Origin of the sequence: Rhizobium rosettiformans, from assembly GCF_016806065.1 — a bacterium.
Classification (GTDB): Bacteria; Pseudomonadota; Alphaproteobacteria; order Rhizobiales; family Rhizobiaceae; genus Allorhizobium.
In genome coordinates, this window is sequence record NZ_CP032405.1 from 4,143,689 (window position 1) to 4,167,104 (window position 23,416).

22 protein-coding genes are annotated in these 23,416 nt (G+C 61.9%); 6 read left to right on the forward strand and 16 right to left on the reverse strand.

From position 1 onward, the window contains the following. Positions 1–11: 11 nt before the first annotated feature. The 10 genes from D4A92_RS20420 to D4A92_RS20465 form a co-directional block, all read right to left on the reverse strand. Entirely contained in the window at positions 12–887 is an 876-nt protein-coding gene (locus tag D4A92_RS20420) for a cytochrome c1 (protein ID WP_203016937.1), read from the reverse strand. Positions 888–908: 21 nt separating this feature from the next. Further along, positions 909–2,177 carry a cytochrome b gene (locus D4A92_RS20425; protein WP_203016938.1) on the reverse strand — a complete coding sequence of 423 codons (1,269 nt, stop codon included), beginning with the start codon at positions 2,175–2,177 and terminating at the stop codon, positions 909–911. A gap of 14 nt (positions 2,178–2,191) precedes the next feature. Beyond that, a complete protein-coding gene (petA, locus tag D4A92_RS20430; protein WP_203016939.1) occupies positions 2,192–2,770 on the reverse strand; it encodes a ubiquinol-cytochrome c reductase iron-sulfur subunit in 579 nt (192 codons plus the stop codon). A 272-nt stretch (positions 2,771–3,042) separates the two neighbouring features. Beyond that, positions 3,043–4,914: an ABC transporter ATP-binding protein gene (locus D4A92_RS20435; RefSeq protein WP_203016940.1), complete on the reverse strand. Its 1,872-nt coding sequence runs from the start codon at positions 4,912–4,914 to the stop codon at positions 3,043–3,045. 104 nt (positions 4,915–5,018) lie between these two features. After that, positions 5,019–6,038 (reverse strand): hypothetical protein, encoded by a 1,020-nt coding sequence (locus D4A92_RS20440; RefSeq protein WP_203016942.1) that lies wholly within the window; start codon positions 6,036–6,038, stop codon positions 5,019–5,021. Positions 6,039–6,158: 120 nt separating this feature from the next. After that, positions 6,159–6,581: a DMT family transporter gene (locus D4A92_RS20445; protein WP_203016944.1), complete on the reverse strand. Its 423-nt coding sequence runs from the start codon at positions 6,579–6,581 to the stop codon at positions 6,159–6,161. Next, positions 6,582–7,046 (reverse strand): DMT family transporter, encoded by a 465-nt coding sequence (locus D4A92_RS20450; RefSeq protein ID WP_069043685.1) that lies wholly within the window; start codon positions 7,044–7,046, stop codon positions 6,582–6,584. A gap of 213 nt (positions 7,047–7,259) precedes the next feature. Continuing rightward, positions 7,260–9,182 (reverse strand): methyl-accepting chemotaxis protein, encoded by a 1,923-nt coding sequence (locus D4A92_RS20455; RefSeq protein WP_203016945.1) that lies wholly within the window; start codon positions 9,180–9,182, stop codon positions 7,260–7,262. 196 nt (positions 9,183–9,378) lie between these two features. Continuing rightward, complete coding sequence (locus D4A92_RS20460; protein ID WP_203016946.1) at positions 9,379–11,301, reverse strand: HAMP domain-containing methyl-accepting chemotaxis protein; 1,923 nt, start codon at positions 11,299–11,301, stop codon at positions 9,379–9,381. Between the two features lie 264 nt (positions 11,302–11,565). Further along, entirely contained in the window at positions 11,566–13,434 is a 1,869-nt protein-coding gene (locus D4A92_RS20465) for an ABC transporter ATP-binding protein (protein WP_203016947.1), read from the reverse strand. Between the two features lie 365 nt (positions 13,435–13,799). Here D4A92_RS20465 and D4A92_RS20470 point away from each other — a divergent pair, with 365 nt between their 5' ends. After that, the gene (locus D4A92_RS20470; RefSeq protein ID WP_203016949.1) at positions 13,800–14,258 is read left to right on the forward strand and encodes a tRNA (cytidine(34)-2'-O)-methyltransferase; all 459 of its coding nucleotides are present in this window, start codon (positions 13,800–13,802) and stop codon (positions 14,256–14,258) included. Positions 14,259–14,410: 152 nt separating this feature from the next. Continuing rightward, a complete protein-coding gene (locus D4A92_RS20475; protein ID WP_203016951.1) occupies positions 14,411–15,721 on the forward strand; it encodes a cell envelope biogenesis protein OmpA in 1,311 nt (436 codons plus the stop codon). A 76-nt stretch (positions 15,722–15,797) separates the two neighbouring features. Here the strand turns inward: D4A92_RS20475 and D4A92_RS20480 are convergent, their stop codons facing one another. Further along, positions 15,798–16,751 carry a flagellar hook associated protein gene (locus D4A92_RS20480; protein WP_203016953.1) on the reverse strand — a complete coding sequence of 318 codons (954 nt, stop codon included), beginning with the start codon at positions 16,749–16,751 and terminating at the stop codon, positions 15,798–15,800. Between the two features lie 161 nt (positions 16,752–16,912). Further along, complete coding sequence (locus D4A92_RS20485) at positions 16,913–17,173, reverse strand: hypothetical protein (protein WP_054151479.1); 261 nt, start codon at positions 17,171–17,173, stop codon at positions 16,913–16,915. Between the two features lie 139 nt (positions 17,174–17,312). Between D4A92_RS20485 and hemF the strand changes: the two genes are divergently transcribed. From hemF to D4A92_RS20500, 3 genes are all read left to right on the forward strand, one after another. After that, positions 17,313–18,227 (forward strand): oxygen-dependent coproporphyrinogen oxidase, encoded by a 915-nt coding sequence (gene hemF / locus D4A92_RS20490; protein WP_006725628.1) that lies wholly within the window; start codon positions 17,313–17,315, stop codon positions 18,225–18,227. Positions 18,228–18,399: 172 nt separating this feature from the next. Continuing rightward, positions 18,400–18,675, forward strand: a complete 276-nt coding sequence (locus D4A92_RS20495; protein WP_203016955.1) for a hypothetical protein — start codon at positions 18,400–18,402, stop codon at positions 18,673–18,675. Between the two features lie 123 nt (positions 18,676–18,798). Continuing rightward, entirely contained in the window at positions 18,799–18,987 is a 189-nt protein-coding gene (locus tag D4A92_RS20500) for a DUF1059 domain-containing protein (RefSeq protein WP_006725630.1), read from the forward strand. A gap of 74 nt (positions 18,988–19,061) precedes the next feature. On the opposite strand, the gene D4A92_RS20505 is transcribed toward D4A92_RS20500, so the two are convergent. From D4A92_RS20505 to D4A92_RS20520, 4 genes are all read right to left on the reverse strand, one after another. Further along, a complete protein-coding gene (locus D4A92_RS20505) occupies positions 19,062–19,550 on the reverse strand; it encodes a fasciclin domain-containing protein (RefSeq protein ID WP_203016957.1) in 489 nt (162 codons plus the stop codon). Positions 19,551–19,724: 174 nt separating this feature from the next. Continuing rightward, positions 19,725–20,981, reverse strand: a complete 1,257-nt coding sequence (locus tag D4A92_RS20510; protein WP_203016959.1) for a CCA tRNA nucleotidyltransferase — start codon at positions 20,979–20,981, stop codon at positions 19,725–19,727. After that, positions 20,978–21,610, reverse strand: coding sequence for a CoA pyrophosphatase (locus D4A92_RS20515; RefSeq protein WP_203016961.1), 633 nt, complete (start codon positions 21,608–21,610; stop codon positions 20,978–20,980). Before D4A92_RS20515 ends, D4A92_RS20510 begins: the two co-directional genes overlap by 4 nt. Then, positions 21,607–22,230: a DUF1285 domain-containing protein gene (locus D4A92_RS20520; protein WP_203016963.1), complete on the reverse strand. Its 624-nt coding sequence runs from the start codon at positions 22,228–22,230 to the stop codon at positions 21,607–21,609. The genes D4A92_RS20515 and D4A92_RS20520 overlap by 4 nt, the downstream gene beginning before the upstream one ends. Positions 22,231–22,390: 160 nt before the next feature. Between D4A92_RS20520 and D4A92_RS20525 the strand changes: the two genes are divergently transcribed. After that, positions 22,391–23,404 carry an AAA family ATPase gene (locus tag D4A92_RS20525; RefSeq protein ID WP_203016965.1) on the forward strand — a complete coding sequence of 338 codons (1,014 nt, stop codon included), beginning with the start codon at positions 22,391–22,393 and terminating at the stop codon, positions 23,402–23,404. The last annotated feature ends 12 nt before the right edge of the window (positions 23,405–23,416 follow it).

Sequence of the window (23,416 nt, forward strand, 5' to 3'; positions counted from 1 at the left end):
TCCAGGAAGGATCAGTGTTCCTTGGTCGAATAGACCGACTTCTTCGTCAGGTAGATCAGCGCGGTGAAGATCGCGAGGAACACCATGACCATGAAGCCCATGCGCTTGCGGTCTTCGAGATGCGGCTCGGCGGCCCACATCAGGAAGGCCGAGACGTCGAGCGAATACTGCTCCATCGTTTCCGGCGCACCGTCGTCATAGCTCACCTGGCCGTCAGAGATCGGCTGCGCCATCGCAAGCGACTGGCCGGCGATGAAGTAAGGGTTGAAGTAGGTGCCTTCGGCAACTTCAACACCCTCTGGCGGATCCTGATAGCCGGTCAGCAGCGCGTGGATGTAATCCGGGCCACCCTGCTGATACTGCGTGAAGATGTCGAATACGAAGGTCGGGAAGCCACGGGTCACGGCGCGGGCTTTGGCGATCAGCGAGAAGTCCGGCGGAGCCGCACCACCCATGGCCGCCGCAGCCGCTTCCTTGTTCGGGAAGGGCGACGGGAAGTGATCGGAGGCAACGGCCGGCCGCATAAACATTTCACCGTCGGCGTTCGGACCGTCCTCGACTTCGTAGTTTGCCGCAAACGCCCTTACCTGCGCTTCCGAGTAGCCGAGGTCTTCCAGCGTGCGGAAGGCAACCAGGTTCATCGAGTGACAGGCGGCGCAGACTTCGGTGTAGACCTTGAGGCCGCGCTGAAGCTGGCCCTTGTCATACTTGCCGAAGGGGCCGGCAAAGGACCAGTCCATCTGCTCGGGCTTCAGGATCGGATAGTGACCGGTCTGCGCTGCATGATGCGTCATCTCGGCCAGATCGCCGCCTTCTGCCGCGATGGCCTGGCCGGAAAAACCGGCCATGGCTGCGATCAGAGCGATGCTCGTGACAAGCTTTTTCATTGTTATCGTCCTCTCACGTGCTCAGGCTTGTGCGGCGGCGGACTTGCCGCTCTTTTCGAGAACCGCTTCTGTGATCGAGTTCGGGATGCGCCGTGGCGTCTCGAACAGTCCGAGCAGCGGCATGATCACGAGGAAGAAGCCGAAGTAATAGGCGGTACCGGCCTGCGACAGGATGACGTAGATGCCTTCCGCCGGCATGGCACCGAGCCAGCCGAGGAGCAGCGAGTTTGCCACGAAGAGCCAGAAGAACAGCTTGTACCACGGGCGGTAGACGGCCGAACGGACCTTCGACGTGTCGAGCCAGGGCAGGAAGAACAGCACGATGATCGCACCGAACATCACGAGGACGCCACCGAGCTTCGAGTCGATGAAGAGAACGTCGAACGTGATCGCGCGCAGCATCGCGTAGAACGGCAGGAAGTACCATTCCGGAACGATGTGCGCCGGGGTCTTCAGCGAGTCGGCCGGGATGTAGTTGTCGGCGTGGCCAAGATAGTTCGGCAGGTAGAAGATGAAGTAAGCGAAGACCAGAAGGAAGACCGACAGGCCGAGCGCATCCTTCAGCGTCGCATAGGGCGTGAAGGGAACGGTATCGGTCTTCGACTTCACTTCTACGCCGGTCGGGTTGGTCTGACCGGTAACGTGCAGCGCCCAGACGTGCAGGATGACCACACCGGCGATCATGAACGGCAGCAGGTAATGCAGCGCGAAGAAGCGGTTCAGCGTCGGATTGTCGACCGCAAAGCCGCCAAGCAGGAACTGCTGGATGGTTTCGCCGATAAACGGGAAGGCGGTGAAGAAGCCGGTGATGACGGTCGCACCCCAGAAGGACATCTGGCCCCAGGGCAGAACGTAACCCATGAAGGCGGTTGCCATCATCAGGAGGAAGATCACCACGCCGAGGATCCAGAGGATTTCGCGCGGCGCCTTGTAGGAACCGTAGTAGAGACCACGGGCGATATGCAGGTAGACGGCGATGAAGAAGAACGACGCGCCGTTGGCATGCATGTAGCGCAAGAGCCAGCCGTTGTTGACGTCGCGCATGATCTTCTCGACCGAGTTGAAGGCGACGGTCGTCTCAGCAGCATAGTGCATGGCAAGCACGACGCCGGTCAGGATCTGCACGAGCAGCATGACGGTCAGCATGCCACCGAAAGTGTAGGCATAGTTCAGGTTGCGGGGAACCGGATAGGCGACAAAGCTGTCATACATCAGACGCGGCAGCGGCAGGCGCGCGTCAATCCACTTCTCGACGCCGGTGGACGGCTGGTAACTCGAATGGCCACTCATTGTGTCTTATCCCCTCAGCCGATCTTGATGACAGTGTCGGATGTGAATGCGAAGGTCGGCACCGGCAGGTTCGTCGGCGCAGGACCCTTGCGGATACGGCCCGCCGTATCGTAGTGCGAGCCGTGGCAGGGACAGAACCACCCGCCGAAATCACCGGCCTGGCCGAGCGGCACGCAGCCCAGATGGGTGCACGAGCCGATCATGACGATCCAGTTTTCCTTGCCTTCGCCGGCCGAGCGCGCGAGGTCGGTCGCTTCGGCTGTCGCATCGACGTTTTCGTTGCGGGCAACCGGGTCCTTCAGGTCAGCAAGCGCAACGGCGTTGGCTTCCTCGACTTCCTGTTCCGTACGGTTGCGGATGAAGACCGGCTTGCCGCGCCACTTGACAGTCAGCGACATGCCCGGCTCAAGCGCAGACACGTCCACTTCGATCGAAGCGAGCGCGAGCGTCGATGCATCCGGACGCATCTGGTCAATGAACGGCCAGGCGAACGAAGCCGCACCAACCGCGCCGGCAATGCCGGTCACCATGTAGAGAAAGTCGCGGCGCGTAGGCTCGCCCGCATGTTCTGTCGTTGTCTCGTGTTCGCTCACGGTCACTTTTTCCTCTCGCAATCCTGCGACACACCGCATTTGCCCCCGCAGCGGGAATCACAATCCGGCCACTGTGCAGCCACAGATTCCCCGCCAGATTGGCGCGTTCTAAGCCCGATAATCTATTCTGTCCAGTCTTCGTCGGACAAGGAGCCACGTTGTCGCGGATTTCCAGGATACCATCCCCAAAAGCTTGATTTAACGCAAGTGTGAGCGACAGTTTATCAAGCAATGCAGCGCGTAAAACGTCCAGGAAAACACGACAGCAGGCATCAAGCCGTGACCAGCTGGTCCCGCGTATCGAGGAAACCACCGGATTGCCGCGCCCAGAGCTCGGAATAGAGCCCACCATGCGCCACCAGTTCTTGGTGGGTGCCCTGCTCGATGATCCGGCCCTTGTCCATCACAACAAGACGGTCGAGTGCGGCAATGGTGGACAAACGGTGGGCGATCGCCAGCACCGTTTTGCCTTGCATCAGCCGGTCGAGATTGGATTGGATCGCCGCCTCCACTTCCGAATCCAGCGCAGACGTTGCCTCATCGAGCACGAGGATCGGCGCGTCCTTCAGCATCACGCGGGCGATCGCGATGCGCTGCCGCTGGCCACCCGAAAGCTTCACCCCCCGCTCGCCGACATGGGCGTCGAAGCCCTTGCGACCCCGCTGGTCTTCCAGCCGTTGGATAAAGTCGAGTGCTTCGGCGCGCTCGGCGGCCTTCAACAGCATCTCGTCGCTTGCATCCTCGCGACCGAAGAGAATGTTGTCGCGGATCGAGCGGTGCAGAAGCGCCGTGTCCTGCGTGACCATCCCGATCTGGGACCGCAGGCTTTCCTGCGTGACGGTCGAGATATCCTGTCCGTCGATCAGGATACGGCCATCTTCCAGGTCGTAGAAACGCAACAGAAGATTGACCAGCGTCGACTTGCCCGCGCCTGAGCGCCCGACGATGCCAACCTTCTCGCCGGGCTCAATGGTCAGCGTCAGATTGTCGATCGCACCGGTCTTGCGGCCATAATGAAACGTCACGTCTTCGAATCGGATCTCCGGCGACTTCACCTGAAGCTTCGCCGCATCCGGCTTGTCGGTGAGCCCGATGGGTTTTGCCACCAGTTCGGCCGAATTCTGGATCGTGCCTATATTGCGCATGATGCCGTTGAGCTGCGTCATCATCCGACCGAGCAGCATATTGAGGCGCAGAACGAGGCCGAGCGTGAACGCGACGCCACCTGCGGTCACCGCCCCGGCAAACCAGAGATCAACGGACAGAAGCGCCACCATCAGGATCATGAAGCCGGACAGGATGGAAAGCGAAGCCCGCACGCCGGTGAGCAGCCGCGCGAAGGGGCGCAGCGTATCCTGGAACCGGTCGAAACCGGCGCGGATATAATGGTCGTTCTGCCGCTCGCGGGCAAAAAGCTTCAGCGTCTGGATGTTCGAATAGCTGTCGACCAGACGGCCATTCAGCATCGATGACGCCTCCGCCGTCTCTCTTGCATGATGGCGGATCTTCGGCACGAAATACCGGGCCAGCACCAGGAAGATCGCGACCCAGGCGCCGATGATCGCCGCTAGCCGCCAGTCAAGTTGCGCAACCAGCGCCATGGTCGAAATGGTATAGATCACCATGAACCAGACAACCTGCAGCAGCGACGTCAGCAAATCCCCCGTCGATTGCCCCGCCGACCAGACCTTGGTGACGATGCGCCCGGCAAAATCGTTCTGGAAGAAGGAGAGCGACTGACGCGCGACATGCGCATGTGCCTGCCAGCGCACCAGGTTGAAGAAGTTGAGGACGATCACCTGTTCTTCGACCAGCGCACCGATGGTCACGACGATAAAGCGCCCGATGAGCACGATCAGGGCCATCACCAGAAGCTCGCCGCCATGCGCTGCGATCAACCCGTCCCAGCCGGCATCCTTCGGCACAGTGTCGAGCAGATCGACAAGCCGTCCGACGAACCAGAACAGGCCGGCTTCGAGCATGGCCACGGCACCGCCGAAGATCGCCATCAGGAAGAAGGCCATCTTCGCCTGGCTGACATAGAACCAGACGAAGCCCCAGATCTTTTCCGGTGGACGCAGATTGTCCGATCGGGCGAAGGGATCGAGCCAGTTTTCGAAGAGGCGGGCGACAGCTTGAAACATGAAAAGCGATATAGGCCGATTGCCCAGGAGGGCAAAGCCTCAAACATGATCGCGACCATTACATTTTGGTCAGAGACCAACGACACGTACGATGTGCCGTAACGTCAGCCGCGGTGACGGCGGCCGTAAAGCGCCTCGTAGCGGCGCAAGGTCGAGGCATCCAATGAGACCCCCGTGAACACGGGCACCAGGCTCTCGGTAAGTTCGGCACGCTGAAGCGATTGCCGCGCAGCACCATAGAGCTGGGCCACCGGCACCGGTCGATCCGTTCGTGCGCAACCGAACCGACAGGCGAGCTTCGGCATCGACTTGATCGACTTGCGCGCGATAGCCTCGGCATCTGCAACAACCCGGGAGACTTTTTCGCCGAGTTGAGCGAGATAGGTTTCGCTGCTTGCCCCGATCAGCAAGCCCAGCTCGTCGGGTGCGGTCCAGTAGGCCGCATCGTTTTTGGCAATCAGTCGATGGGTGAAGCGCGCCAGCGTGTTCTTCATGTAGTCACTGACCTTGACAAGACCGCTGCGGCTTAAGGGCTCCAGTCCCTCGATCCGGCACAGCATCAGGCTCAGCCCCTCCTCGGGCATACCCTCCTTGAATACATCGTCCAGACGCTGCACGAGGGCAGAATAACCCGGCAATCCGAAGCTGAGTTGTGCGGTCAAATGGTCCTGCCCCGCCACTTCGACCGGTTCGGCAGTGACGAGCTTGCAGACGGCCTGCAGCGCATCGAGACAAGTCTCGAGCTGGACATCCAATGCCGCCATCGGGTCCTCGCCATCGTCAGAAGATCCTGCGACCGTCACCGTGCCCCCCTCCAGCAACTTCCGCAGATCCTCCAGCGCTCCCACCGCCTGCTCGCTCGTCGTTTTGAGCGCTGACACCATCGGGCGCCGGGGAAGGAAACGCTGCGCGAGGATCGAGAGAGCCGCCTGGCCGACTGGCTTCGGCAGCGCGAGAAAATCGGCGCGAAGCGCCTTGTCCCGCCCCGTCATCACCGCGTGGACGAGCTCGAAGTTGTCAGGACTGAGGTCGAGATGGTTCTTGCTGAGGAACTCGAAAGCCTTGCGGCCAAGAATGTCGGCTTCCCTGACATGGGGCAAGAGGCGATGGGGCGGCGGGCGCATGCGAGGCACCTCCGATGGGTGTTCCTATCCGGTCAGGCTACGCGCCAAACAAAAACCGATCCTTTCGGAAAACACTAAAATGCCTTGAGCCTCGCCACGCGCCTATGGAGTGGTAATCCTCTAGCGCGTGTAGCGGGTGAGATAGATGCCCAGGAGGATCAATGCCACACCGGCCGGCTGGCCGATGTGGAACTCGGCGGTACCGCGTGCGAGATCGATGAGAAGGCCTGTGATCATCTGCCCGCCGATGATCAAGAGGCCCGAGCGGGCGGCCCCGATGCGCGGAAAGACATAGGAGCTGATGACCACGAAGCAGGCACCGATCACGCCGCCCGTGAGATAGAAGACCGGGACATCGGCGAGCAGCGGCAGCCCGATGCGGTGGAAGAGAAGCACATAGACGGTCAACAGCAGGAAGCCGATCCAGTGGTTCCAGGCCGACGCCGTAAACGCTCCACGGTCCATGGTGAGCCGGCCGTTGATCGACCGGCTCATGCCGACGGCAGCACCGCCTGCGAGTGCGATGAGAACAGCGCCCAGCATTCACGCCCCCTTCGAGAAGATGAGCAGTGCGCTGCCGCCGATAACGCATGCCGTGGCCAGGAAATCGAACCGGTTGAGCCTGCGCTTCGGCGTGCCGAACAGCCCGAACTGATCGGAAAGGAGCCCGAACAGGATCTGACCGACGAGCAACAAGGATAGGCCGCCGGCCAGTGCCAGCTCCGAATTGACCGCGATCGAACTCAAGGCCACCGCAAAGGCACCCGGCGCACCGCCAAGATAGGACCAGAGGGGCGCCTTGCCATTGGCCGGAATGCGCCCCGCCCGGCGCGCGACGGCACCGTTGGCGACCAGCAGGAGAAAGGCGACGACGCCACCAACGCCGTGGACCACCCAGGATGCGGTAAACGGCGTCGTCAAAGCCGCAAGGCCGCTGTTGATGGTCACCATGACGGCGAGCAGGGCCCCGGCAAGGACCGCCCAGATCCAGTCGATATGTTTCAGCATGTTGCTCCTGAGTGGAACGCGAGGGCGCGCGTGAAGGTGTCGGCCCCGTCTGTTTGAAGTCACCGCATAGCGGCCCCGCCATCCCGCCGACAAGCCAATTCGGCAAATGAACCGATCAGCCGCATGAATGTCCGGCACAACACCGCCCCGACAAACGCGAAACGGGGCATCCCTGCCCCGTTCCTTGGTCTCCGGATCTGATATTCAGGGATCTCAGAACTCCGACCACTCCGCAGCAACAGCGGCATTGCCCTTGAAGGCGCTGGCAAGCTTGCGACCAAGAGCGCGCGCCGGCGACGCCTGCGGCTGGCTGCCGCCTTGTGCGGGGGCAATCCGCGGCGCGACAATGTGCGACGTTTCTTCGCCAAGGCGGAACTGGCCGAGCAACTGCGTCAGCGACGTCGCCTGCTGTGCCAGGCCATGGCAGGCAGCGGTCGACTGCTCGACCATGGACGCGTTCTTCTGCGTCCCCTGATCCATCTGGTTCACCGCCGCGTTGATCTCGGCGAGACCAGTCGACTGCTCGCGTGCAGACGTAACGATCGCGGCGACATTCTGGTTGATCTCCTGCACCTGTCGGACAATGGCTTCGAGCGCCTGACCGGTCTCACCGACCAGCGTGACCCCGCTCCGGACCTGCTCGCCAGACGCCGTGATCAGACCCTTGATTTCCTTCGCCGCATGGGCCGAACGCTGGGCGAGCTCACGGACTTCCTGGGCAACGACGGCAAAGCCCTTGCCGGCGTCTCCGGCACGCGCAGCTTCGACACCCGCGTTCAGCGCCAGAAGATTGGTCTGGAACGCGATCTCGTCGATCACACCGATGATGTTGGAGATTTCGCTCGACGACTTTTCGATCGCATGCATTGCATCGACCGCGCGACGAACCACGTCACCCGACTGTTCGGCTCCGACCCGTGTCCGCGATACCAGTGCCCCAGCCTCCTCCGCGCGCACGGCGCTGTCCTTGACCGCAGTCGTCACCTGCTCCAGCGCTGCTGCGGTTTCCTCGACAGAGGCTGCCTGCTGCTCGGTGCGCTTGGACAGGTCGTCGGCTGCTGCCAGCATTTCGCTCGCTCCGGCGTCGATTGCCTGGGCATTCTCGCCGACGGCGCGCATGGCATCGCGGAGCCGTTCGACGGAGTGGTTGAAGTTGACACGCAGCGGATCAAGGTGATCGGCAAAGCGTTCGCCGATTTCAACCGCGAGGTCACCATCGGAAAGCTTCTGCAGTCCACCGGCCAGACGATCGACGGCAAACTGCACCTCGGCCGCTTCGCGCGCCTTCTGTGCTTCGCGCGTCTGACGCTCCGTCTCGCTCATCGAACGGTTTTCCTCGGCCTGGCGCTCCAGGGCCGCACGCTCGATCGCATTGTCACGGAAGACGGAAACGGCCGCCGCCATCTCGCCGATCTCGTCCCGACGGTTCGCAAACGGAACCTCCGTTTCGGTGTCGCCACCGGCAAGCGTCCGCATCGAACCTGTGATCGCTGAGATGGGACGCGCAACCCGCAGGATCGACACGACAGCAGCGCCGAGCGCCATCAGCGCGGCCAGCACGAAAGCCGCCAGCGACAGGCGCATGGCAAGCGTCGCAGACGCATCGGCATCATGACGAACCTGCACGCCGGCAGCCCGGTTGATGTCCTTGATGTCCCCCAGGCTCTGTTCCGCGGCGCTGCCGAGCGGCACCATCTGGGCCAGCGTGTCCTTCGCCTGGTAGAGCTTCGAGGCCATCGCCTGTTCGACGAAGCTCTGGCCGAGGCCGTTAAACTCGACGACGGTCGCCTTGAAACCTTCGAAACGCTGCCGGACATCTGGGAGAACGATCGCAGCGTCGAACTCGGCGATCGCGGCATCCAGCCGCTCACGCGCGGCGGCGAGGTCTTCGACCAACGTCTTCTTCTCGGCCGAGGTGGCGGCCGTCAGGATCATCAGGTTGAGACGGCGAACATCGCCGAGAACGGAATCGATCTCGGCAATCATCATGGAACGATCGAGACGGCCGCCCAGCGCTTCCATCTGACCACTCATGTCGGTCACGGAGCGGACGGCAATAGCACCCTGCCCGAGCGATACGATCACCATCAGCCCGAAGAGAAGCGGCAGCAGCAGTTTGATCTTGAGATTTTTCACGACTGAAATCCTGGATTGAAACGGAATGAGACGACCGGGGAAAAATGCCGGCAGACTTCCATGCCAATCCGAATTCTAACAAAGCCTTACGCGCCGAAGGGCAGTTCTCGCCTCATCCACAATCCGGTGCGCAGGCGTCGACAAAAAAAGAGGGGCATTTCTGCCCCTCTACTTCGCATCGTCTAATATGCAGTGCTCAGAACTCGGACCACTCGGCCGCCACGGCCGTGTTGCCCTTGAAGGCATTGGCGATCTTGCGACCCAGCGCCCGAGCAGGCGAAGGCTGCGGCTGGGCGGCCGGCGTTGCCGGGGCGACCCGCGGCGAAGCGCGATAGCCGTTCTCGTCCGTCTTGAACTGCGCCATCAGCTGCATCAGCTGACCGGCCTGCTGAGCCAGACCATGGCTTGCCGCCGTAGACTGCTCCACCATGGCCGCGTTCTTCTGCGTGCCCTGGTCCATCTGGTTGACGGCCATGTTGATTTCCTGGAGGCCAGTCGACTGCTCGCGGGTGGAGGTGACGATCGCCAGAACATTCTGGTTGATCTCCTGCACCTCGCGCACGATGGTCTCCAGCGCCTTGCCGGTTTCATCCACGAGGCTGACACCGTTGCGGACCTGTTCGCCCGAGGTGGTGATCAGGGCCTTGATCTCCTTCGCCGCATTGGCCGAACGCTGCGCAAGCTCGCGCACTTCCTGGGCAACGACTGCAAAGCCCTTGCCGGCTTCCCCGGCGCGAGCCGCTTCGACGCCGGCATTCAGCGCCAGAAGGTTGGTCTGGAACGCGATGTCGTCGATCACGCCGATGATGTTCGAGATTTCCGAAGAGGATTTCTCGATTGCCTGCATGGCAGCGACCGCACGGCGAACGACTTCGCCCGAATGCTCGGCCCCTTCCCGCGTGCGGCTGACCAGCTGGCCGGCCTCGTCGGCGCGCACAGCGCTGTCCTTGACTGCGGTCGTCACCTGCTCGAGTGCTGCTGCCGTCTCTTCGACGGACGCTGCCTGCTGCTCGGTCCGCTTCGAAAGATCGTCGGCGGCAGCCAGCATCTCGTTGGCGCCGGCATCGATCGTCCGGGCGTTTTCGCTAACGGCGCGCATGGCCTCCTTCAGGCGGGAGACGGACTGGTTGAAATTCAAACGCAGCGGATCGAGATGATCGGCGAAACGTTCGTTGATCTGCGCGACGAGATCGCCATCCGACAGACGCTGCAGACCCGAAGCGAGCTGGTCGACGGCAAACTGCACTTCGGCCGCTTCCCGTGCCTTCTGGGCCTCGCGCGCCTGACGCTCGGTTTCGCTGAGCGAACGGTTTTCTTCGGCCTGACGCTCGAGCGCTGCACGCTCGATGGCATTGTCGCGGAACACGCTAACGGCAGCCGCCATCTCGCCGATTTCATCCTGACGACCGGCAAACGGGATCTCGGTCTGCGTGTCGCCGGAAGCAAGGGTACGCATCGACCCGGTGATCGCCGAAATCGGGCGAACGATCCGGGCAAAGCTGAAGAAGGCGGCACCGACGGCAATCAGCGCGCTGATCAGAACGGCGATGATCGTGGTGTTGACCGCAGTGTTGGAGACGTCGTCCGCTTTGACAATTGCGGCGTCGCTGAGCTGCACATTGGACTTGATCATCTCGTCCATGAGCTGGACGAGCGTGCGAGCATTCGCCGCCATGGTGCCATTGAAGACGGCCTTAGCCGCTGCCTGATTGCCGGTACGCTTCAATTCGACCATCTGCAAGGCGAGTCGATCATACTCCGCGAGCGCAGCCTTCATGCTGTCGAAGCGAGCGCGAGTAGCAGGCATGGTGATCATCGGCTCATAGGCGGCGAATGCCGCATCACGTTCCGCCACAGCGGTCTGAGTGGCAGACACGATCGAATCCAGCTCTGCCGGTTCCGCATTCAACAGCATGGCATAGTCGCGGCGGACCTCGGCGAATGTCGCATTCATCCGTGCGACAGCAAGCGTTCTGGGCAGGCGTTCGCGCCCGATGACGTTCACCTGCTCCTTGACGTCGCCAATGAAGTTAATCGCCAGAATGCCCTGGCCGATACCGAAGGTGAGCACAACTGCGAAAAGCAGCGGCAGCACCACTTTGATCTTGAGATTGGACATGAATGGTCTCCAGGGGAGGAAAAATACATTCCCAACCGGGCGTGGGAGGTCGCCAGGTGTGAGGACAAGACATCGTCCGTATAGGTCGGGATGAAACCGTTCTAAGATGTAAACAATGAATAATTTACTTAGATTGCACGCAACCTTTGATGACCACAATTGGCTGGAAATTCGCGAAATAGCTGCAGCCCAAAAAAGGTCGGCGGCAGATTGCTCCGCCGCCGCCAGTTTTCCAATAATCGTTTTAGCCGTGACGGCAGCGCGTCACTCAGCCGCCGTTTCCCGGACCTCGTTCGGCCCGTCGGCCTGATCGGCTAGGAAACCACCGGACTGGCGGGTCCACAGATCGGCATAGATGCCGCCATTCGCCACCAACTGCTGATGCGTTCCCTCTTCGACGATCCGGCCCTTGTCGAGCACAATCAGCCGGTCCATCTGCGTCAGCGTCGAAAGCCGATGGGCGATCGCAATCACCGTCTTGTCCTCGATCAGCTTGAACAGGCTTTCCTGGATCGCTGCTTCGACTTCCGAATCGAGTGCCGAGGTCGCCTCATCGAGCACCAGGATCGGCGCGTCCTTCAGGAAGACGCGGGCGATCGCGATACGTTGCCGCTGGCCCCCCGAGAGTTTGACACCGCGCTCACCGACATGCGCGTCGAGCCCGCTGCGGCCCTGCATGTCGGAAAGCCCCTGGATGAACTCCCAGGCATTGGCCCGTTTCGCCGCTTCGATCACTTCGGCATCGGTCGCTTCCGGCCGGCCATAGGCGATGTTATCCCGGATCGAGCGGTGCAGAAGCGACGTATCCTGGGTCACAACGCCGACGAGTGCCCGTAGACTGTCCTGGCTCACCGCCGAGATATCCTGGCCATCGACAAGGATCCTGCCCTTCTCCAAATCGTAGAAGCGCAGAAGCAGGTTCATCAGCGTCGTCTTGCCGGCACCCGAGCGCCCAACCAGGCCGACCTTCTCGCCCGCCTTGATGGTCAGCGAGAAGTCCTCGATCACGCCCTTCTGCTTGCCATAGTGGAAGCGCACGCCATCATAGACGATCTCGCCCCTCGGTGCGGCGAGCGCCTTGGCGGCCGGCTTGTCGACGATATCGTGGGCCTTGGTCATCATGCCCATCCCGTCATAGACGGTGCCGATGTTCTCGAAGAGCGCTGCCACCTCCCACATGATCCACTGCGACATGCCGTTGATGCGCATGGAAAGACCGATGGCGACCGCAATCGCACCGACGGTCACCGTGCCGTTCAGCCAGAACCAGATGCCCAAGGCCGCCACGAAGAACTGGACGATGGCATTGTTGATGTCGACACAGATATTGAGCAACGAGATCTGCCGCATCTGCCGGTGCACCGTGCCGAGAAAGGCGTCCATGCCCTCCTTGGCATAGGTCTCTTCCCGGCCGGCATGCGAGAACAGCTTCACCGTCGCGATATTGGTATAGCTGTCGACGATCCGCCCCGTCATCATCGAGCGGGCATCCGCCTGCTCGCTGGAGGACTTGCGAAGCTTCGGAATGAAGTGCCTGAGGATCAGCGCATAGATCACCAGCCAGAGGACGAGCGGCACACCGAGCCGCCAGTCGACCGAGGCCACCAGCGCCAGCATCGAGACGAAGAAGGTCGTCGCATAGATGAAGACGTCGATGATCTTCATCACGCTTTCGCGGACGGACAGCGCCGTCTGCATCACCTTGGTCGAGACACGACCGGCGAACTCGTTGGCGAAGAAGGTCATCGAGTGCCGGAGCAGGAAGCGGTGCATCTGCCAGCGCGCGATCATCGGGAAGTTGCCGGCCAGCACCTGGTGCATGGTGATCGTGTGCATGACGCCGAGCACCGGCAGGCCAATCAGCAGCAGGCCCGCCATCCAGGCAAGCGTGCCGCCTTCCGTCTGCAGGAAGGTCGAACGTTCGGCAGTCGACAGCCAGTCCACGATATTGCCGAGGAACTGGTACAGGAACACTTCGGCAACCGCGATCAGGCCGGAACACAGGCCGAGCAACGCCAGCCACCAGCCGGCGGGCTTGGTGTAGTGCCAGCAGAAGGCGACAAGGCCCTTGGGCGGCAGGACCGGATCACCGGCCGGGTACGGATTCAGGCGGTTTTCGAACCACGAGAACATGAAACGTCTCCAGAAATGGCGCGCGCGCGACACCGGACAAAGGTGCAAAACACGCGAATATTCAATGATTGGGGCCACTTATGGCCGCAGGATGAATCAGTTTGGGAAAAGAGGCGGAGGTGACGCCCTCAGGCGGCAACAGCCATAAATCGGGGCTGGCGCGAAATACCGAATAGATCCATCGATGGCCCTCCCGCTTTAGTGTTGAGTAGGGCTTTCTTCTATCGGCGGACAGGGGAATTTTCCAGCCGGCTTTCGCGGCGATCGAGACATTCTGCCGCAACTGTTGCACACCGATCACAGACGGCAACAAGCAAGGCTGCGTCCGCCTTGAGCGACGTGCCCCGATCGCATAAGACCGGCCCATGACCGACTTGCGCATCGCCCTCTACCAGCCAGACATTCCCGGCAACACCGGAACCATCCTCCGGCTCGCCGCCTGTCTCGGCATGAAGGTCGACATCATCGAGCCTGCCGGTTTCGTGCTCTCAGACAAGAACCTGAAGCGCGCCGGCATGGATTATCTCGCAAGCGTCGCCATGACCCGCCACGTCAACTGGGAGCGCTTCGACACCTGGCGTCTGTCGGAAGGCCGCCGCCTCGTGCTTGCCTCGACCAAAGCCGCCCTGCCCTATACGCGCTTCGACTATGCCGGAAATGACATCCTGCTCTTCGGGCGAGAAAGCGCCGGTGTCCCCGATCAGGTGCATGACCGGGCCGATCACCGCGTTATCATCCCCATGATCGAGGGCCAGCGTTCGATCAATGTCGCGATGTCGGCAGCCATGATCGCCGGGGAAGCGCTGCGCCAGACCGGTTTCTGACTCCGGATCGGCAGGAACCAGACATAGATCAAGGCGCCCACAGTCGCCCTCGCCTAGGATAGCGAGACGGTCGCGATGCGCCGCTTCAACGGCAATTGCTAATTCAACCGTATCGCGCTATGCTGCATTGCAGCAAAAAGGGAGATGGAGTCATGTTCGAGACAGCATTCGCCCTGGGTCTGACCCAGTTCGCCCGATCCTTGAGCTTCCCCGAGCGCTTGAGCCAGCGCCCGGTCCGCAACGCCGCCCTGGAGCCCTGGCGGCTCCGCAACACGGGCATGGACGCGCTCTACTATGACGTCAAGGCCCTCACGGCCGACGAGACCTTCTACATCAGTGACAGTCTCGCCTCTGAAGGCCTGATCATGATCGTTCCGCCCACAGGCGCCGGAATGCTGACACTCTGCGACAGCGTCGAGGAATTCCGCCTGCGCGGTGGGCGCGAGGTGCGCGCCATGGCAGTCGCCGGCATCGGCGGTTCGGCGATCGGTGCCGCCGCCTTCGCGCGCAACGTGGCCGACGCGATCGACGCCCCCGTGGCCGCCGTGGTGTCGGGCTACGGCCTTGGCGACATCGTCAATGAGGCCATCGGCGGTGCCTTCCTCTTCGGCTGGCTCGGCCACATCAGAAGCAACCTCGAGGTGATCGACGACGTCGTCGGTCGGCCGAAGCTCGGTGCCTATGGCAAGCGCAGCGAGGATACCGATACCAGTCGCCGCACCGGCCTTGATGCCGATACGGTATCGACCCTGCTTGCAGATCCCACGCTGTCATTCACCCTGATCGCCGGCCATTCTCGCGGCAACCGCGTGATTGCCGACGCACTATACGCCTTGAAGACCAGTGATCCGGGCCGGATCGAAACGCTCGCCAATACGGCGCGCATCGTCACCTTCGGCGGCCGGATCAAGATGCCGGAAGCTTTCACCGAGGTCATCGACGTCGTCGGCGAACTCGACTGGTTCGGCGAACTGAATTCGCGCCCGAAGATTGCGACCGACATCAGGGTCCCCTTCTGCGGCCATTCGACCAATACCGACGTACCGACAGCCTTGAAGGTCACCAAAATCATCAGCGATATCCTGCGCGGTGAAGCGCCCGCTCCAGAAGCACCTGCCGAGGCTTCGATCGCAGCGACTGAGACGGTCGCAGCCCCCGTCGAAGACACCGTCGCACAACCGGTTACCGTGGAAACAGAACCGGTCGAGCCGGAAGCCCTTCCGGTGCTTGCCGTGGAGGCGCCGCTTCCAGCCGTGATCGACGTTGAAACACCAGAACCGGACGAGCCCTTGCCGGAGCCTTCGGCATCACCGGAGGCGGCAGATCCGACGGTGGAGCCTGTTGCGACAGCGGCGCCCCCGGAAAAGGACACGGACTTGCCGAAGAAAGCCGGAAAAGCCGCGACCCCGATCATGGTCCCGCTGCCGCGCGGCAAGGCAAAGCGTCCCCGCGCAAAACGCTGAGCAGCGGCCAGCAGCAGAGAACAGCGAAAGGCCCGCGCGAAGCGGGCCTTTTCGATTCACAAACAAAAGCTTGAGCTCAGAGCTTCAACCACGACGTCATCGATACATTCGCGATGTTCAGCACCGAGGACTGCAACTGATCCTGCACCTTCTCCGCCGTCAGCCGCACCCGCTGCTCATTGAGTTCCGTGTCGACCAACCGGCTGACGCCGAGTTCGGATGACCCCTGCAAGCCCTGCAGAAGCACACCGCCGCCCGTCACCTGGCTGCGCGTCGTGCTCACCTCGGCACTGGCGCTCACCATATCGATTAGGACCCGATTGAGGGTCGAGATCATCCCGTCGATCTCGTCGCCGGTCGTCCGGCTATCGATCCTGATCTCGCGGGCCCCGGCCTCCACCGGTTCGCGCGATTGGGCATCCATCAGATAGTAATTGTAAGGCACGCCGCCGAGGCTGGTGCCCGCATAGGCTCGAGTCAGAACGCCGTCGCCCGCATCCTCGCGCGAGACAAGTGTCGATTTGGCGGTGTCGAAATCGACCATATTGATGGAGAGGCCGCCATCATTGCCCGTGGTCACGGAGGCGAGCAGCGAGGTGACCTTCGGCCGCCCTCCGGCCTCGACCATCAGCCAGTTGTCTCCGTTGAACGTGCTGTCAGCAACGACCGCACCGAGCTCGGCCTTCATCTGCGAGATGTCGGCATTGATCCCATTGCGATCGGCCCCGACGGCCTTGGCGAGCACGAGCTTCTGCTGGATGCGCGCGACGATATCCGTCGCCTGTTCCAGACCGAGCGCTGCCGTATCCGATACGGCTGCCGCAATCTCGTTGGCTTCCTGCACGCTGCCGGCCGAAAGGCTTCCGGGCCGCATGGTGGTCGAAATCGACCAATAGCTGGACGCATCCGTCTCAGTCTCGGCGACAGGTGCTGTCACCGCGCGCGGCGTCACGCGATCGAGCGCGGACGCGGCAGCGCTCGCCATCGAAGCCGCACCGGCAACGGATGGGTTGAGCCAGACTGTACTCATGGGAAAACCTTATGTCGCATATCATGTCGATCCGAAGCCGGCATCATTCCGGCTATGTACAGACGAACCTAGCGACGAGGTTTTGTGATTGGCTTTCAAAGAAAGTTAGAATTCTAGCGAATTGAGAATTTGCCGTTGGATCGCACCTGGGCGGGGCGCCGTCAGTCGGCAGAAGGCAGCCGGCGCATTGTGAACTCGATCTGGTCTTCGTCGAGCTGCCGCCAGCTTTCAACTTCGGTCCAGTAAGCCGCCTTCGGAAAGGCGTCGAACCACTCGCGCGCCTTGGCTCGAGCCTCTTCGCGTGTCAGGCAATAGGTTTCGCGCACGAACTGCCCACCGAGACGCCCGGCCGTTCCGGCGCGGTGATCGGCAATACGTTTCCTGAGACCTGTAAATGGCGGCGGGCCAGGTATCTTCGTCATGAAATCCCTCGCATGGACAAGAGATTAATCCACGCAAAACCGGAAGGCGAGTCGATTTTACGGGGACACCCCCGCCCCCATATGGCCGCCTGCGATTTCACCTGATATTCGTTTGCCTGAAGAAGTTGAGGGGGACGACATGGAGCGACCGGTTCTGCCGAAAGGCCTGCCCGAGGATATCGAGGAGAAGAAGGACGCGGCACGCGCCTGGTTCGAAAGTCTGCGCGATGCGATCTGCGCCTCGTTCGAAACCCTGGAGAACGAACTCACCGGGCCGATGTCCGATCGCGAGCCTGGCCGATTCCAGGCCAAGGACTGGCTGCGTGAAGAGGGCAAGGGCGGCGGCGGCCGCATGTCGATGATGTATGGCCGCGTCTTCGAGAAGGTCGGCGTGCACACCTCGACGGTGCATGGCGAGTTCTCGCCCGAATTCCGCAAGCAGATGCCGGGCGCCGAGGAAGACCCGCGCTTCTGGGCGTCTGGCATTTCGCTGATCGCGCATCCCGTGAACCCGCATGTCCCAACGGTGCACATGAACACCCGCATGGTGGTCACATCGAGCCAGTGGTTCGGTGGCGGCGCCGACCTGACGCCGGTGCTCGACCGCCGGCGCAGCCAGGATGATCCCGACACCCGCCTCTTCCACCGTGCCATGGAGGTCACCTGCGAACGCCATCCCGCCGTGGCCGACTACCCCGCCTACAAGAAGTGGTGCGACGAATACTTCTTCCTGCCCCACCGCAACGAGGCGCGCGGCATCGGCGGCATTTTCTTCGACTGGCTGACGGCAGACGAGGACAAGGGGGGCTGGAACGCCAACTTCGCCTTTGTCCAGGATGTCGGCCGTGCCTTCAATCTCGTCTATCCGAAGATCGTCCGGGGCAATTTCAACAATCCCTGGACGGATGAGGACCGCGAGGAACAGCTTGTCCGTCGCGGCCGCTATGTGGAGTTCAACCTGCTCTACGACCGCGGCACGATCTTCGGCCTGAAGACCGGCGGCAATGTCGAATCAATCCTCTCCTCGCTCCCGCCGCTCGTGCGATATCCCTGATCGCTTGGGGTTACCGCTGACACGGTTATCCACAAGTCAATTCACGAAAAAGAATGAGCGGTGATTCCCGTCGCTTACGACAAAGTGTGTCGAGAACTTGACGGTTTTCATTGCGCTCACGCCGGACGGGAGGCATTCTGCGGCCTCACGCAGTATCGAGGAGGAGATTGCGATGCCCCCATCCAGCTCAGTATCCGTATCCCGCGTCAGTGACCCCGCCGATCGTGCGCTCAAGGCACCAGAATTGATCGATCGGCTGGCGGAGCAAATGCGTCAGTCGAGTGATGTCGACTTGCCCCATTCTTATTTCGTTGAGCAGGTGCGCCTCGGTCTGGCCGGCAAAGATCTCGCCGACCGGCTCGCCGCAAACGACATCGAAACCGGCAGCCATCGGGGCAAACGCCAGCCCGCGCGCTCCGTTTTCCATGCCTGGGCCATGCCCGATTGATCAGACAGAATCCACCGCGTCGATACTTTGGCCCGCCCTGTGCGGGCCATTTTTTTGGCATCCGCCGAACAATCGTGGCATTCTGCGGTTTCGAGAGTTGAGGAGACGAAGGAGGAGACGATCATGAAACGCTTCGAATGCGGAACTCTGGTCCCCGGCTGCGACTGGCACACGCGGGCCGAGGAAGAGGCTGAAGTCGTGAGAAGGGCCGTGGAACACTTGAAGGTCACCCATGGCGAGGAGATCATCCGTCCGTCCATGGTGGATCACATCAAGGAACGGATTCGCAACGATCAGTCCCAGACGGCCTGAAGCCGCGCGCGACTGCCCAAACGGCAACGGAGCCCGGCATGCGGGCTCCGTGTCCAGAAAGAAGCTTGCGTGTCTCAGCTGCTCGGCAGCATGACCTTGTCGATCACATGAATGACGCCGTTATCCGTGCGGATATCGGCAGACACCACGTTTGCGCCGTCAACGGTTACACCCGAACCCGACTTGGACACCGCGAGCGTGCGATCACCGCCGCTCTTGATCGTGCGGACATGGATCGTGCGGCCCGGCAGCATGGTCGAGGTCAGTTCGCGACCGACGACATGATAGCTCAGGATCGCGGCGAGCTGGTCCTTGTTCTCGGGCTTGAGCAGGTTCTCGACCGTGCCGGCCGGCAGTGCAGCAAAGGCTTCGTCGGTCGGCGCGAAGACGGTCAGCGGACCGCCGCCCGAAAGCGCATCAACGAGACCGGCCGCCTCTGCCGCGGCAAGCAGCGTCTTGAAGCTGCCGGCCTGCTGGGCGGTCTCGACGATATTGGCGGAATTCGCCGAAGGAGCGGCGAAGGTCATGCCTGCGGCAAGAAATGCGGCTGCGATGCGTGTCATGGAAATCCCTCCTCTGAAGGCCAGATCGGCGTCATGCCGATCGTGTAAAGCCGGAAGGGATACGCTGCCGAACTCCCGCTCGGATCGCAGCAGGTGGGACACTCTTTGTTGAGTGGTTCCTCATGAACCGAAGCCAACAGCATGCGTATTGGCTTCTCTTGATATCTTGAAACGTCAGACCTTCGCCAGGGTGTCCAGCCGGACGAGAAGATCCTCGCGGCTGAGATTGAACTGCGATGCGATCCAGCCCTCCTCAAGCTTGCCGAGAATTTCCCCGACCTTCGGTCCTGCAGGAATACCGGCGGCAAGCACGTCGGAGCCCTTGATCGGCAGCACTGGCCGCACGAAGCCCTCGGCACGCTTTAACAGGGCAAACAGCCGCGCACTCCGCGCCATCGCCTTCTGGTCGCCCTCGGCCCGCGCACGGGCCGAGGCAAGCTCGAGCTTCAGCACGAAAATCATGCCGTCCTTGCCGAAGCGATAGAGATCGCGGTCGAAGGCGACGTCGGTCACCGTTTCCTGTGGCTTCGGCGACCGCGCGAACCGGTCGAGCGCCATTGCCTCGGCATTCGACATCCGCAACCGCTCGGACAGCGTCACGAGCCGCGCTGCATCCTTCGGTACGATCGCGCAAAGACGCAACAGTGCATCCGGCTCCCAGCCGAGCGCCTGTTCGGCCGCTATGAGGCCGGGAATCGCATCGATTCCCCATTTCTCCGTTTCGGGCAGGATTTCGGTCAGCACGCCCGATTGGCGCATCCAGAGCAGCGCCCGCCCCGGATCGCGCGCCGATAAGAGCTTCTTGATCTCGCTCCAGACGCGCTCGGCAGACAGGGATTTCAGCTGGCTGCGCGCCCTCGCACAAGCCTTCAGACCATCCGTATCCGGACGCCCGCTGCCGTAATGGGCAAAGAAGCGGAAGAAGCGCAAGACGCGCAGGTAGTCTTCGGCAATCCGCTGCTCGGCATCGCCGATGAAGCGCACGGTTTTCGTTTCGATGTCCTTCAGGCCACCGACGAGATCGATCACCTCGCCATCGATACCGACATAAAGGGCGTTGATGGTGAGGTCGCGCCGGTCGGCATCCTCCTGCCAGCTCGCGCCGAAGGCGACCTGGGCATGGCGACCATTGGTCTCGACGTCACGCCGGAGCGTCGTCACCTCATAGCCCTTGCCGTCGACAACAAGCGTCACGGTCCCATGCTCGATCCCGGTCGGTACCGCCTTGATGCCTTTCGCCGCCGCCCGTCCGCTCACCTCTTCCGGCATCAGCGTCGTGGCAAGGTCGATATCCCCGACCGGCAGTCCCATCAGACTGTTGCGCACAGCGCCACCGACCACCCGTGTCTCCGCGCCGCCGCTATTCAGCAGCGTCATCAGCTTTTGTAGGGCGGGCTCCTGGAACCAGTCGCGATCGGCCAGATTGGTCATGCGTAGAGCCTTTCGTAGAGCGTCCGGATGATGCCGGCCGTAATGCCCCAGATATGCCGTTCCCGATAGGGCATCACATAGAAATGCCTGACGGAGCCCTGCCACATCCGGCTGTCCTGCCGATGATTGGACGGGTTCATCAGGAAGGAAAGCGGCACCTCGAAGACGCTGTCCACCTCGTCGGGATTGAGCGTCAACGCAAAACCGGGTTGCACGACGGAAAGCACCGGCTGAATGCGGAAACCGGTGCCTGAGAGATATTGCGGCAGCCGGCCGACCGTCTCGACAAAACGACGATCGAGGCCGATCTCTTCCTCCGCCTCGCGCAGCGCCGCTTCTTCCGGCGAGGTATCCGTCGCATCGATGCCACCGCCCGGAAAGGCGATCTGGCCTGCATGTTGCCGGAGCTTGCTGGTGCGCTGGGTGAGGATGATCCGCGCCTCGTCCGGATCGTCGATCACGCCGATCAGCACCGCCGCATCCTTCAGCTTCAACTGCTCGTATTGCAGGATGGTGTCGGGGTTCAGCGCATGGTCGCCATGGTCGCGCCAGGCATGTTCGAGCGGCGCACCCATCTGCTCCAGCGCCCGACGACGAAAATCCTCTGCAGTAAACGTCATCAGGCTCATCGCGACAGTCGATCGAGTTCTTCGGCGGGCATCACAGGAAACACGGCGCCGCGCGAGCGCACGGCAAACATCGCCTTGCCCCCGATCTCCACCACCTCTCCGCGCTCGACGAGATCATACATGACCGCTCGCGAGACAAGCGCCTCCAGACGGCCACGGACGGACAGGTAAGGCTTGAGTTCATGGTTCTTGCCGACGATCTCGAACCGCAGCTTATGCTCGGGCCCCGCCTCAACCACATCGCCGACATTCGTGCGGAATGTCAGCACCGACTCACCCGCCTCTTCCGTCACGCTCATCTCGACCGCGACGAAATGGGCGTCCTCGACGCGGATGCCGACCTTTTCCACAGGCGTGACGAGATAGGTCTTGCCATCCTCGTCCTTGCGCAGAACCGTCGAAAACAGACGAACCAGAGGCTCCCGACCGATCGGCGTGCCCATGTAAAACCAGGTCCCGTCGGCCCTGATTTCCATGTCGAGATCCCCGCAGAACGGCGGTTCCCAGCGCTCCACCGGCGGCAGCGACGCCTTTCCGCCCGATGTTTGCGCTGACGCGCGCGAAATCAGTGCGGCGAGCCCCGCCGCATCTGTCGTCGCCTTTAGCGTATCGCCTGCCATCTTTGCGTCCCGGTTTTGTCTTTAGCCTATAACAGTCACGAGATAGTCATTCGAAACGTCCTTGTCAGCCGTCCTCTCGCCAATAAGTTAGTTTCAGTAACATGCACCTTACGCGTCCGTTCGATTCGCCGGACACGTCCAAAACCAATTGGAGCAGACCATGGGCATGATGCCAAATCCCGATGTTGCACTGGACGAGAAGGCGATCGTTGCCGAGGCCGAGAAGGCTCTCGCGGATATCGCAGCGATCCGCCAGGAAGTCGCCAAGGTCATCTTCGGTCAGGAAAAGGTCGTCGAAAACACCCTTCTCGCCATTCTCTCCGGTGGCCATGCTCTTCTGGTCGGTGTCCCCGGTCTTGCCAAGACCAAGCTGGTGACGACGATCGGCTCGGCCCTTGGCCTCGATGCCAACCGTATCCAGTTTACGCCGGACCTGATGCCGTCGGACATTATCGGCACTGAGGTCATGGACCAGGACGAAACGGGGCGTCGCTCCTTCCGCTTCGTCAAGGGTCCGGTCTTTGCCCAGCTGCTGATGGCCGACGAGATCAACCGTGCGAGCCCGCGCACCCAGTCTGCCCTTCTGCAGTCCATGCAGGAATATCATGTCACCGTCGCCGGCCAGCCCTATCAGCTGCCCGCCCCCTTCCACGTGCTCGCGACCCAGAACCCGCTGGAGCAGGAAGGCACTTACCCGCTGCCGGAAGCCCAGCTCGACCGCTTCCTTCTGCAGGTCGACGTTCTTTATCCGGAGCTTGCCGCAGAACGGCAGATCCTGCTGGAAACGACTGGCGTCGGTGACCGCCGCGCCAGCGCAGTCATCAACAGCACCCGCCTGCTGGAGATCCAGAAACTGATCCGCCAGATGCCGGTCTCTGACACCGTGGTCGACGCCATTCTGACGCTCGTCCGCTCAGCGCGTCCGGGCCACGGCAACGAGACGACAGACAAGAACATCGCCTGGGGCCCAGGGCCCCGCGCCGGCCAGGCCCTGATGCTCTGCGCCCGCGCCCGCGCCCTTTACGAAGGTCGCCTCGCGCCCTCCATCGACGACGTCTACGCACTCGCCGAACCCGTGCTTGAACACCGCATGGCACTGACCTTTGCGGCGCGTGCTGAAGGCATGACCGTCCGCGACGTCATCGCGGGCCTCGTTTCCGACCTGCGCAAGTAAGGGAGGCCTTAA